This is a genomic window from Rhodoglobus sp. G.S.23, from assembly GCF_056675935.1.
The window spans coordinates 2,012,272-2,025,192 of record NZ_CM155237.1; the positions used below are offsets into that span (position 1 = coordinate 2,012,272).

Consider the following 12,921-nt stretch of genomic DNA (forward strand, 5'->3'; position numbering starts at 1 on the left):
ACAGGTTAAGGCAGGTGAAGTGACATGCCCTAACCGCGCTAGGGTTTTTGGATGCTCTCATTGATTCGCCATGGCCAAACTGACTGGAACGCTGCCGGACGCATGCAAGGTTCCAGCGACATTCCGCTGAACGACATCGGTCGCGAACAAGCCCGCGAGGCTGTCGAGTTGCTGCGCGGCACCGAGTGGGATGTAATCGTCAGTTCTCCCCTGAAGCGCGCCCGTGAGACCGCGCAGATCATCGCCGACGGTCTCGGGCTTGAGTTGGGTCGCAGCTATGACCTCCTCATCGAGCGCAACTACGGTGAAGGCGAAGGACTCACAACCGCGCAGATCAACGAGCGCTGGCCTAACCACAGCGGCTACCCCGGGCTCGAGTCTCTGCACAACGTCGTCGAACGCGGCATCGCAGCCCTCAACGAGGTCTCCCTCGACTACCCGGGCAAGAAGGTTATTGTCGTCTGCCACGGCACAATCATCCGCTACACACTGTCCGAGCTCGCTGGCCGCGACTTCGACCACATCCTCAACGGGTCAATCTCGACCATCGAAAAACTGCGCAGTGGATGGTGCGTGCACACCGTCAACGGCGAACCGCTCGAGGGCGTCGACTAACCAACAACACTCATCAGGAAGTCCGCGCCCTAGCTTGTTTCGGCAGACACAGTCTCTTTAGCGACCCGCTGACCGACAACCGCACTGATTCCGTCTGAGCGCATGCTCACGCCATACAGCGCATCGGCGATTTCCATCGTGCGTTTCTGGTGCGTGATCACAATCAACTGACTGGTCTGACGGAGATCTTCAAAGATCGCGAGCAGACGGCCAAGGTTCGCGTCGTCGAGGGCTGCCTCAACCTCGTCCATGATGTAGAACGGGCTCGGGCGGGCTTTGAAGATCGCGATCAGCAGAGCAACCGCAGCCAGCGACCGTTCTCCACCGCTCAGCAGCGAGAGGCGTTCAATCTTCTTACCCGCAGGCTTTACCGTGACTTCGATACCCGTTGTGAGTAGCTCATCCGGGTTCGTCAAGAAGATGCTCCCCGTGCCCCCCGGGAACAGGATGGGGAAGACATCGTTGAACGCGTTCTTGGTGTCTTCGAAAGCGCTCGAGAAGATGGCCTGCATCTTCTCGTCGAGCTCATCGATGATCGTCAACAAATCCTTGCGCGTGTTCGTGAGGTCAGTGAGTTGCTCGGTCAAGAACTTGTGGCGCTGCTCAAGGGCTTCGAACTCCTCAAGCGCGAGAGGGTTGACCCGCCCCAGTCGCGCGAGCTTGCGTTCAGCCTTCTGTAGGCGAAGTTCTTGCTCAGCACGAACAAACGGGCGACCGGGTGCCGCGGGCTCAACGTCGACGCGAGTGCCAGCGTCAGCGTCACCGTCTGTGTCAGCGTCTGTGTCTGCGTCTGCGTCTGCGTCTGCGTCTGCGTCTGCGTTGATCGCGATGTCGTTAGGCACCGCGACCTGCGGGCCATATTCCGCAACGAGCACATCTTCGACTAGGCCGAGTTCTTCACCAGAGCGTTCAAGCAAACTGGAGAGGTGCAGCTTCTTTTCGTAGATCTGCATCTCTAGGCCGTGCACACTTTCGCTCACGGCCGATAGTCGTTCACGCAACGCTGATTCTTCGCGACGAAGCCCAGAAAGTTCTTGGTTTTGGGCTGAGCGTTCTGATTCTTTCGCCGCGAGAACGACTCGCGCTTCTGACAGCGAGCGGTCGACAGAGTCGAGCACCGCCGGCAGCATTTCTCCGACGCGCGTCGCTGAGGCGATCTGCCGTTGACGGATGACGGCAAGCCTGGCTTGCTCTGCGGCGGCTTCGCGCTCGCGCACCAGCTGGGCAGCAAGCTGCTCAGCCCGGGCACGCTCAGCACGCACCCGCTCCCGGATAGTCTCAAGCTGGATGCGTTGCTCAACCTCGTGAGCCCGAGCGGTCTCCACTTCGTCGAGCATCGGATCACGCTGCGAGACATCGAGCATGGGCCGAGGTGCCGACTGGTACTCGTCGGCGGCGGTCTGAGCTCGCCCCACTTCGGCAGTGGCATCGGCCACCGATTGAGACGCGATATCGACGGCACGGGCAAGGCGGTCGCATTCCGCCTGGGCGGCATCCGCCTGGATACGGTGTCGGCCGAGGAGCTCTGATTGCGCGGCCAACTGAGCGTCGTATTCGCGCAGTTCTACGAGAGCGGCTTCGGCATCCGTCTTGGCTGAGACCAGCTCGCGGCGCTTCTCAGCGAGTTCGAAGCTGGTGCGCTCGATTTGTGTCGTGACGACACCGAGTTTCTCGGCTGCGGCATCCCGTTCGGCAACAAGTTCGAGTCGTGAACGCTTGGCACCAGAGCCACCGCGCAACACGAATTGAGTGAGCACGTCACCGTGGAGTGTGACAAAAGTGATGTCGGCGGCATTGGAGAGTGAGCTGTAGGCGGCGCGGGCAGCCTCGAGGTCATCGGCAATGAGCACGTGAGCCAAGAGCCCGTGCACGCCATCGGGTGCCGTAGCAACCTCAGATGCCGGTACCGTTCCGGCGGCTGTGCCAAGCGATACTGCTGACGTCGCGGCGTTGGCTATGACAACTTCAACTCGACCAAAATCACGACGGGAAGATTCGGCGAGCGCGTCGATCGCGGAATCACGATCGTCGGCCAGTACGGCATCCGCCAGTGTTCCGAGGGCTGCAGCAATTGCCGCCTCATAGCCGGGGGTGATCTTCACATGCTCGGCGACGAGCCCACGGATGCCCGAAAGTTTGGCAGCAACGAGCGCGCTCGAGCCATCTTTCTGATCGACCGCGAGAGACAGTGCCGAGTTTCGCGCGGCGAGAGCATCCCGTTCACGTTCGGACGCGTGAAGGGCATCACGAAGGGACTCGATGTCTACTTGGATGCTCGCGACTTTCGCCTCAGCAGCCTCGTAAGCCTTATCGAGCGACCCGTCAGATTCGGTGGTCGAGTTGTTTGCTTCACCCTCGAGGGCCTCAAACTCGGCCTGAGCTGCTTCACGACGAGACTGCGCTTCAGCGAGAGCCTGTTGTTGGCGAACGAGTTCACCCTGCGCGGCAGTCAGGGTTGACGTGGCGACTTCTACGCGCGCGGTGAGGCCTGCACTCTCCAACTCATGGCGCGAGACTAGGGCGCTCTGGGCGGCAATTTCTTCGTCGAGCGAATCGAGGGCCGCTTTGGCCGTTGCCGTCGCAGCTGCGGCAGCGCCGACAGCCTTTTCGGCGTCCGCAACTCCGGCGGCGAGAGCGTCGGCTTCAGCTTTCACTTCGTCGACGAGCGTCTGGCTTACGGTGTTGCCTGAGGTGGGAGCATCACTCTGTTGACCGAGTAGCGATAGCCGCTGGTTGGCGAGCGTGTACAAACTACGCAGGCGTTCTTGCACAGACTCGAGACCAAATGACACCCGGCGGGCCTCATCAACGGCATCACCAACCTGTGCTTGCTCGAGGCGAGCTTCACGAAGCTTGTTCTGGTCGAGTTGTTCCTGCAATACGATGCGCTGAGTTTTGCGTTCGCTTTCGTTGCGGCTGAAATCGTTGATGCTTGAGCGCAGTTCTACGACCTCGTCGGCGAGGAGGCGGGCGCGAGCATCCCGCACAATGGAGGCAATCGATGCTGCCTCTTTGGCAATCTCGGCCTGCTGTCCGAGCGGCTTGAGCTGGCGACGGATCTCCCCCGCCAGGTCAGAGAGCCGCGTGAGGTTCGCCTGCATCGCGTCGAGCTTGCGCAGAGTCTTCTCTTTGCGACGACGGTGCTTGAGGATGCCGGCCGCTTCTTCGATGAATCCGCGACGATCTTCGGGGCTCGCGTGCAGCACCGCATCGAGCTGGCCTTGGCCAACGATGACGTGCATTTCGCGGCCGAGACCGGAATCGCTCAGGAGTTCTTGAACGTCGAGGAGGCGGCACTGGCTGCCATTGATCGCATATTCGCTGCCGCCATTGCGGAACAGGGTGCGGCTGATGGTGACTTCGCTGTATTCAATCGGCAGCGCGCCATCTGCATTGTCGATAGTGAGAACTACCTCGGCACGACCGAGGGGACCCTTCGTGGCGGTGCCAGCGAAGATGACGTCTTCCATCTTGCCGCCGCGCAAAGTTTTGGCACCCTGCTCGCCCATAACCCAGGCGAGAGCATCCACGACATTCGACTTGCCAGAACCATTGGGGCCGACGACACACGTCACACCCTGCTCGAAAGCAAAAGTGGTTGGTTGAGCGAACGACTTGAACCCCTTGAGGGTCAAACTCTTGAGGTACACGTCACCGCCCTGTCTCTGCTGGCCGAGTCTCTGGCCAAGTTGCTGGTCAGAACCTTGGTATACGGTACCGGATGCGCGGGGTTCCGCCGTTCTGCCGCGCAGGAAGCCACGCGCAACTAATGACCATTGACATCGGCACATCCGAGGAGTCAACTGGTCCCAGTCGCGTGCGCGTCCTCGTGCCGCTGGGGGTAAGGATTTGGAGATCCAATGCGTCCCCCACTGCCAGCAAGTACAGCTCTCGACGCCATCGGAAACACGCCGGTTGTTCAGCTTCGGCGCCTTGTTTCGCAAGATTCCGCTGCGGTATTTGTCAAGCTCGAAGGTTTCAATCCCACCGGCTCCTATAAGGACCGAATGGCACTCGCCATGATCGAAGAGGCCGAGGAACGCGGTGCGCTAACCCGGGACCTGACGGTGATCGAATACACCGGCGGTAGTACCGGATCGTCACTTGCCTTTGTTTGCGCGGCAAAAGGTTACGGTTTTCACGCCGTCTCTTCAGACGCCTTTGCTGTTGCCAAGCTCAACACCATGCGGGCATTCGGGGCTCAGCTCACGGTCGTTCATAGCCCCAGTGGGGAAATTACTCCCGAACTCATCCCGGAGATGATTTCGGTTGCCGCCACCATCGCAGCGCAGGGTGGCTATTACCAGACCGACCAGTTCAACAACGCCGACTCCCTCATCGGGTATGCCGGGATCGGGCACGAGCTCCTCGCCCAATTCCCGGAAGGAATCGACGCTTTCTGTGGTGCTGTCGGTACCGCTGGGATGCTGATGGGGGTCGCGGGGGTACTCAAGGACAACTCCTCAAGCACTCAAATAATTGCGCTCGAACCCGCGTCGGCGCCCCTGCTTACCCTCGGGCACCCCGGACAACACCACGTTGAGGGCATCGGGGTAGGTTTCCTCCCTCCCCTCCTCGACAGCGAGCTGTATGACGACGCTCGGGCAATCGACGAGGCCGTGGCACGAAAGACATGTCGGCAGTTAGCCGAGCAGGAGGGGCTCCTGGTCGGCACCTCTTCTGGGCTGAACGTTGCTGCCGCACTCGAGCTTGCCAGGGAGCTCGGGCCAGGCAAAGTAGTCGTGACCGTCGCGTGCGACACCGGCCTGAAGTACCTCGACGACGATCTGTTCACCCGCCAAGCAATCGCTTGATCCTCTGGCGTCCACGAGAGTATTCTGGTCGGCTACCTCAGTAGCACCCAACCAGCCAGATTGGTGCGCTCATGTCAGAGTTCGATATTGCTACCGTTGAGATTCCGCGGGAACTTGATCCCACCCGCAGCGACAAATTTTGCCAGGCCATCGCGCTGGGCAACCTCAGCTACGAACTTGCGTTTGGCACGACCGATACGGCCTTTGATCTCACAGAAGAGCTCGGGCTGTGGCAGCCAAGTGAATTTGAGAAGTTTCGGATGATCGTGGCGACGATCGATGGCCGCGTTGTCGGCTCCGGCACCTACGAGACAACGGTTGGCGACGACGTGGATACTGCATGGGTGATCGCTCACGTGCATCCTGACTACACACGGCGCGGGCTAGGGAGCGCACTACTCGCCGAACTAGAGAGTATCGCGCGGGCTGACAACAAACGTCAGGTGCACATGTACGCTCCGGCCGCCTTGAGCGATGGCCCTGTCATTGCAGCACCTACTGGGTTTGGCGCGGTGCCGAAAGACAACTCCGAAACTCAGTTCTTGTTTGCTCACGGCTTCAGCTTTGAACAGGTCGAACGAGTCAGTCGACTTGTACTACCCGTGACGGGTGTGCGATCACTAGTCGACGATGCAATTGACCATCTCAATCGCGACTACGCCGTACACGAGTGGGTCGACATCTGCCCCGAGCGGTGGCAAACGGATCTCGCGCTTCTCTACACCCGCATGAGCACCGATGAACCTTCCGCCGGCCTCGAGCCCCCAGAAGACATTTGGTCGGTGAAGCGACTTCTGGAATACCAAAGTCGTCTCGCCGAAAGCTCACTCACCATGGTTTACGCTGCAGTCGAGCACGTCGAGACCGGCACTCTTGTCGGGTACACCGCGCTGGCCGTGCCGCAAGAAACCAACCGCGCCGTCAACCAGGGAGGCACCATTGTGCTCGACGAGCATCGAGGACACCGCCTGGGGATGTTGCTTAAGGTTGTCAACCTGGCTCACCTCGAACGAGTCGCGCCGGGACACCCCTCTGTGATCACTTACAACGCAGAAGAGAACCGCCATATGCTCTCCACCAATGAGGCCGTCGGCTTTGTCCCTATCGGATACCAAGGAGTGTGGAAGCGGGTTCTCACCGCGGGCGACTAAATTGCAGCAGAATCCGTATGAGCTGCGAGAGCCATGGCACCCTCACGGATGCGATGCAAGCTGTGCTGATAGCGCTCCTTGTGAATCCGGGCGTGCAGCCACGTCTCCAGCGACTTCACGCTGGTCAGCGCGCGAAGTTCCGCCACAAAGTCATTGAAATCACTGAGAGTAGGAAACGAGATGGTTGTCACGAAATCGAACCGACCTATCGTGCGTGCCATGAACTCCACCCCCGGTTGCTCATCAATAAGTCGCACGAGCGGGTCGGCATTTCCCATGGTGATGAATCCAAAACCGAACGTTAGATGCGAGGTCATATCGGTGCGTTCACGCAAGAGGCCAATGCGCATCGCCCCGGTTTCGGTGAGGCGGCTAATGCGGGTGCGACATCCACTGATCGATAGGTCAACGGCTTCAGCGAGTTCGGCGTAGCCCATGCGTCCGTCAATTTGGAGCAGTTCCATCAACTTAAGATCAGTCGCATCGAGCGGCAAATCTGCCAGGGCAGGTTCTTCTCCAAGGAAGAAGCTTTTGAGCGTTCGTTCATAGATCATCACCTGCACGTCGACTACGCCGTCGCAGGCGCGAATCGCGCGAATCTCTTCGTGCAGTTCCGCCATCGTCGCAGTGTGTACTTCGGTAATCAGTTGGTACTTGCCCGTGCGCTCCGAGACGAACACGGGCGAATTTAGCTCGCAAATTCGTTCCGCGAGCTCTCCCGCATCGCCTTCTGTCTGAATCGACAAGTGAGCGAGAACGTGCAGCCCGAGAAGCCGTGGGTGAACGGCCGCGATGATTCGGATGTCGCCAGAAACGAGTAGCGGGTTCAACCGCTTAGCGACACTTGCCCGGTTGGTGTCAAGTTGGCGCGCAATATCGCTGAACGACGTTCGGCCGTCCTGGCGCAGAATTGCGAAAGATTGCTCGGTTAGCTGGTCCACGGGGCCAGACTATTTCAACCCACTACTAAAACGTAGCGTTTTGTCACTTTATTGAGTGAAATTCCACGTTTTTCCCTCCATAAACCTCTCTTTCGTTTCATATTTGCGTCTTTTTGGTTACAGGACTGCAAATATGCATTGACTTTCGTGCCGAGTGTGAACACAATGGTCAGAACCAAATCACCCTCCCCAGCACATCCGGGGATGAATCGTTCTGCAGCCACAGGAGAAACAATGAAGAAATCGATCATGGGCATCGCCGCAGCAGTATCGCTCGCGGTAGTGCTGACCGGATGTGCCGCTGGCACTGAAGCCACGACAGACACCACAGACTCCACCTCATCCAACGCCCCTGAAGGTCTCGTTAACGCCAACGCCTTCACCGCGTGCATCGACCCGGAATACGCACCCCTTGAGTACTACGCAGACTCGACTGGCGGCGACATCATCGGCTTCGACGCTGACGGCATCCGCGCCGTTGCTGACTACTGGGGCGTCGAAACCAAATTCGAAATCACCTCGTTTGACGGACTCATGCCTGGACTCCAGACCGGCCGCTGCGACGTCATCTTCGGCGGCCTCTACATGAGCGAAGAGCGCCTACAGATCGCCGACGCCTCCGCCGTCATGAATGCGGGTCCCGCAGCGCTGGCAGCACCCGACCTCGCAGCGAAGCTCAAAGAAGGCGCCGACCTGTGCGGACTGCGCGTTGCAACGCAGGCAGCATCCAGCAACACGGTGAGCGTTCAGAAGCTCAGCGACCAGTGCATCGCAGATGGCAAAGAAGGCATCACCAATACCGAGTACCCCAAGACTGCAGAAACCGTACTCGCCGTGATCAACGGCAAGTCCGACGTGCTTGTCGAAACCAACGTCGCAGCCGCCTACATGGCCACCCAGAATGACGGACTACTCGCCGTAGCCAACGGCGTCTTCGACCCAGACACCACCTTCGGAGTCTTCACCCCCAAGGACGGCGTACTCACGGCTGCAGTTGCTGAGGCCCTCCGCGCCCTCTACGACAACGGCACTCTCGAGAAGATCGCCGCCGATTACAACCTCGACGCCTCGATCGTCGACGTCTACTAAGAACACTCGACTGTGGGTGGTCACCTCGCGTGACCACCCACAACCAGGGAGTCACACCACATGATCTTTGATCCAGAAATCTTCTTCACCCAACTCGTCAACCCCGCCTACCTCTGGGGTGCACTCATCTCCGTCGGAGTCGCAGCGTGCTCGCTCGTCATCGCCACAGTGCTCGGCTTCTTCCTCGCCATCGGGCGAACCTCCAAGCAGCGCTACCTTCGCGCTCCAGCACACCTCTACGTCTGGTTCTTCCGGGCACTGCCTGCGCTACTCGTTCTGCTCATCATGTGGAACGCACTCCCCCAGATGTTTCCCGCCCTTCGCTCTGACTGGTACACACCGTTCGTGGCAGCATCCGTCGGTCTCGGTTTGGTCGAAGCAGCCTTCATGGCAGAAATCATTCGCTCAGCGTTGAGCAGCGTGGATGACGGTCAAGAACTTGCCGCTCGCGCTCTGGGAATGAAACCTGGCTCCGTAATGCGCAGGGTGGTCTTGCCGCAGGCGATCCGTACCGCGCTGCCGCCGACTGGCAACGAATTCATTGGACTCATCAAGTACTCCTCCCTGGCATCCGTGATTTCGCTCAAAGAGTTGCTCACCACCGCCCAAGTCGGGGTAAACATCACCTTCCGCTACGCCGAGTACTACACCGTCGCGATCATGTACTACCTCGTCATCGTGACGATTATCACTCTCGTGCAGAGTCGGATCGAGAAACGTTTCCTCTGGACGTCTCGTGGCGTCAAGAAGAACACCGACCCGATCAGCCTGAGCACACGGGCACTCGCAACGGTCTCGAAGGAGAAGTAAGCATGAGCACAGAAACCGTGAACACCGTTCCTACCCTTCAAGTTTCGAACCTCCACAAGGCGTACAACGGAACCGAAGTTCTCAAGGGCGTCGAATTCCAGATCAACAAAGGTCAAGTCAAGGCAGTTCTCGGTCCATCCGGTTCCGGTAAATCGACGATGTTGCGCCTGATGGCACTACTCGAGCCTGCCGACCGGGGAGAAATCAGCCTCGATGGCAATCGAATCGGCGCCTCAGACAACAACGGCCGCATCGCGCACCACTCCGAGCGCAGACTCGCAGTGCAACGTCGCGATATCGGCATGGTGTTTCAGAAATTCAACCTATTTCCGCATCTCAACGCGCTCGAAAATGTGGTGCTCGCACTCACCGAAGTGCAGAAAGTCGGCAAAGCCGAAGCTCGCGAGCGCGCCTTCCTGATGCTCAACAAAGTGGGCCTCGGCGATCGCGACCGGCACTTTCCCTCCGAACTTTCCGGAGGTCAGCAGCAGCGGGTTGCAATCGCGCGGGCACTCGTCCTGAACCCGCACGTCATGCTCTTCGACGAGCCGACATCCGCACTCGACCCTGAGCTGGTCGGTGAAGTGCTCGAGGTCATGGAAAACCTCGCTGCCGGCGGCATGACAATGATTGTGGTCACCCACGAAGTGAAATTTGCGCGTCGCGCGGCCGATGAGGTCACCCTCTTCGACAGCGGAGTGATTGTCGAACAGGCCGAACCTGGCGAGTTCTTCGATAACCCGCAGCATGAGCGCACGAAGCAGTTCTTGAGCCATGTCCACTAACACCGGCGGCGTGCTTCGCGCCGTCTACACCGACCTCGATGGCACCGACTTCAGTGCCGGGCGGGAGCTTCTCAGCTCCGCCGGGTTCGAGGTCAGCTACCTCGATTCGCTGGATGCTGAAACGATCGTCGCCGGGGCCGCTGGCGCCAGTGCGTTGCTTGTCGGTTATGCCGAAATCACGCGGTCCATGATCGAGCGGATGCCCTCCGTGAAGATCATCGCGCTGATGTCGATGGGCTTTGACAACGTGGATGTGGATGCGGCAACCGAGCACGGAATCTGGGTAACGACAATCGTCGGCGCAGCCACCGAAGAGGTCGCGACTCACGCGCTGGCAATGGCGCTTCACTTGGCACGCGGCATCGCGTTCTCACAGCAGGCCGTCGTTTTCGGCCGGTGGAACGACCGCGATGCTCTCGTGCAACCGCGCCTTAGCGAGTGCACTCTCGGCCTTATGGGGTTGGGCAGGATCGGCATGAAGTTCGCCGAACTTGCACGCCAGCTATTCGGCGAGATTATCGGCTACGACCCGTTCATTCCGGACACTGACGAGACTCGTGCGCGCTTCGCAGCGGCTGGCGTGCGCCGGGTCGATGCCGCGACGGTTCGTTCGAGTTCACATTTCCTCTCGCTGCACCTGCCGCTCACTGCCGACACCGCCGCCATGGTCGACGCCGCGTTCCTTGGCTCGATGAAACCGCTGTCCTATCTCATCAACGTGAGCCGCGGCGGACTCGTCGATAGTTCAGCACTGTGCGAAGCGCTCGACAGCGGGCACCTTGCTGGCGCTGGCCTCGATGTCTTGGATGCCGAACCGCCGAGCCCCGAGCATCCGCTCCTCGGTCATCCTCGTGCTCTCATCACACCGCACATCGCGTACTTCTCTGGTCGCAGTGAAGCAGAATACGTGCGGCTGCAAGCCCAGAACGTTGTCTCATGGGCCCAACGCGGCACACCAGACACGCCTCTCGTGCCCTTAGCGGCACCCTCACTCTCCACTCACTAAGAACCCCACCGGAGTACTCATGCGCAAGCTTTCGGCCTTTGATGTGCCACTTTCAGAATTCACCCCCACGGTAGTGACCGCGCGAGCCATCCACACTCTGGATGCCGCCAACACTGTCGTGGATGCCATGCTCATGTTTGCTGGCACAATCGCCGCGGTCGGAACCGTCGACGAATGTCTCGACGCGGCCGCACAGCTGTCACCAGCGTCGCCGTCGCGTGTCGACCTCGGAGCTCAGGTCATTGTTCCTGGCTTCATTGATGCGCACGCTCACCCGTTGATGCTCGGTCAGCTGATGAGCTGGGTGGATTGTGGTCCAGACAAAGCGTCGAACATTCCTGAGATTGTCGCGCTTCTGAAGGCTGCGGCTGACACTGTACCTGAGGGCCAGCCGATTCGCGGTTACGGCTATGAACAGCGCAATCTTGCCGAACAGCGTCACCCTCATCGCACCGAGCTTGACGAGGTCGCTCTCGACCGCGAGGTGTACCTCATGAATGCTTCTGGCCACGGTGGTGTCGTCAACAGCTACACCTTCGAACTTTTTGGCATCAATCGTGACACCAAGAACCCCGATGGTGGCGAATTTTTCCGCGATGTCGATGGCGATCTCACGGGCGAACTTTCGGATGCCGCCTGCAACATTCTGACTGGTCTCGGCGGAGTGAAGGTCGGCCATCATGGCCCCAACTTTCACCTCGCCGACACCCCGGCTGAGCACGTGCGCCAACTTGCTGTGGCACAGGATGCCTTCCTTCAGGGTGGCGTCACGACAATCGGTGACGCCCAGGTGTCGCGTCGCGAATTCGACACCTACTTGCGCCTAGCCGAGGAGAACCAGCTCAAGACGCGCATTTCGATGTATCTGCTGTCTCACTTGCTCGAGGAAGCGATCGAGACCGGGATGCACGGCGCCTTCGGTAACGCCCACTTGAGTTTCTCGGGCATCAAGTTCTACGCGGACGGTACGCTCGGCGGCTGGACCGCGTACTTCCCCGACGGCTACGTCGGAGACCCCTGCCGCACCGGTCAGCTGTACCACGAGCCCGCCGACTACAAGGCGCTCATCAGCCGCGCTCACGCCGTTGGCCTCCAGACGGCAACCCACGCGCAATCGCCGACCGCAATCGAGATGGTTGTTGACGCGATCGAAGCGGCCCAAGCCGAGCACCCAGACAGCGACGCCCGGCACCGCATCGAACACTGCGGCCTGCCCACCGCCGACCACATTTCACGGATGGCGACGGCCGGCATCCGGCCCGTCAACCAGCCGCAGCACCACTTCAACTGGGGTGAGGGTGTTGAACAGGCCATCGGCACTCCCGGCGAGCGCTTCAACCCTCTTGGCGAGTTTGCTGCTGCTGGCGTTCCGATCACGATCAGTTCGGATGCGCCAGTCGCCGACCCGCGCCCGCTCGAAGCCATTCAGGCGGCGACCACGCGCATCACTCGTCGTGGCACCCAGCTAGGCCCAGACAGCCTCGCGATTTCTCGGGAACAGGCGTTGCGCGCTCACACCATCAACGCCGCCTATTCTCTGGGTCGCGAAGATGACCTCGGCAGCCTCGAGGTCGGCAAACGTGCCGACTTTGCCGTGCTCACCGCCGATATTTTCGAAACCGAATGTGCCCAAATTGGCGAGATCGCTGTCGCTGAAACCTGGGTTGATGGCGTTCGCCAGTACAGCGCCGAAGCGAAGTGAGCACGGCG

General features: G+C 59.9%; 10 protein-coding genes. 8 read left to right on the top strand and 2 right to left on the bottom strand.

The window, feature by feature from the left end; translation table 11 throughout:
• Nucleotides 1-51: 51 nt before the first annotated feature.
• Nucleotides 52-615, top strand: a complete 564-nt coding sequence (locus tag AC1ENN_RS09820) for a histidine phosphatase family protein (RefSeq protein ID WP_480405966.1) — start codon at nt 52-54, stop codon at nt 613-615.
• A 29-nt stretch (nt 616-644) separates the two neighbouring features.
• On the opposite strand, the gene smc is transcribed toward AC1ENN_RS09820, so the two are convergent.
• Nucleotides 645-4,265 (bottom strand): chromosome segregation protein SMC, encoded by a 3,621-nt coding sequence (gene smc / locus AC1ENN_RS09825; RefSeq protein ID WP_480405967.1) that lies wholly within the window; start codon nt 4,263-4,265, stop codon nt 645-647.
• Between the two features lie 210 nt (nt 4,266-4,475).
• Between smc and AC1ENN_RS09830 the strand changes: the two genes are divergently transcribed.
• Complete coding sequence (locus AC1ENN_RS09830; protein WP_449647092.1) at nt 4,476-5,429, top strand: PLP-dependent cysteine synthase family protein; 954 nt, start codon at nt 4,476-4,478, stop codon at nt 5,427-5,429.
• Between the two features lie 71 nt (nt 5,430-5,500).
• Nucleotides 5,501-6,580: an N-acetyltransferase family protein gene (locus AC1ENN_RS09835; protein WP_480405968.1), complete on the top strand. Its 1,080-nt coding sequence runs from the start codon at nt 5,501-5,503 to the stop codon at nt 6,578-6,580.
• On the opposite strand, the gene AC1ENN_RS09840 is transcribed toward AC1ENN_RS09835, so the two are convergent.
• A complete protein-coding gene (locus tag AC1ENN_RS09840) occupies nt 6,577-7,521 on the bottom strand; it encodes an Lrp/AsnC family transcriptional regulator (RefSeq protein WP_480405969.1) in 945 nt (314 codons plus the stop codon). The genes AC1ENN_RS09835 and AC1ENN_RS09840 overlap by 4 nt on opposite strands.
• Before the next feature lie 234 nt (nt 7,522-7,755).
• On the opposite strand from AC1ENN_RS09840, the gene AC1ENN_RS09845 reads away from it, so the two are divergent.
• Genes AC1ENN_RS09845 through AC1ENN_RS09865 form a run of 5 tightly spaced genes read left to right on the top strand, consistent with a single transcriptional unit; the run spans nt 7,756 to nt 12,913 of the window.
• Nucleotides 7,756-8,610: a transporter substrate-binding domain-containing protein gene (locus AC1ENN_RS09845; RefSeq protein ID WP_449647095.1), complete on the top strand. Its 855-nt coding sequence runs from the start codon at nt 7,756-7,758 to the stop codon at nt 8,608-8,610.
• Between the two features lie 60 nt (nt 8,611-8,670).
• Nucleotides 8,671-9,420 carry an amino acid ABC transporter permease gene (locus tag AC1ENN_RS09850; protein WP_010203270.1) on the top strand — a complete coding sequence of 250 codons (750 nt, stop codon included), beginning with the start codon at nt 8,671-8,673 and terminating at the stop codon, nt 9,418-9,420.
• 2 nt (nt 9,421-9,422) lie between these two features.
• Entirely contained in the window at nt 9,423-10,205 is a 783-nt protein-coding gene (locus tag AC1ENN_RS09855) for an amino acid ABC transporter ATP-binding protein (RefSeq protein WP_449647096.1), read from the top strand.
• Complete coding sequence (locus AC1ENN_RS09860) at nt 10,195-11,211, top strand: C-terminal binding protein (RefSeq protein WP_480405970.1); 1,017 nt, start codon at nt 10,195-10,197, stop codon at nt 11,209-11,211. Before AC1ENN_RS09855 ends, AC1ENN_RS09860 begins: the two co-directional genes overlap by 11 nt.
• 19 nt (nt 11,212-11,230) lie before the next feature.
• Nucleotides 11,231-12,913 carry an amidohydrolase gene (locus AC1ENN_RS09865; RefSeq protein ID WP_480405971.1) on the top strand — a complete coding sequence of 561 codons (1,683 nt, stop codon included), beginning with the start codon at nt 11,231-11,233 and terminating at the stop codon, nt 12,911-12,913.
• Nucleotides 12,914-12,921: the final 8 nt, after the last annotated feature.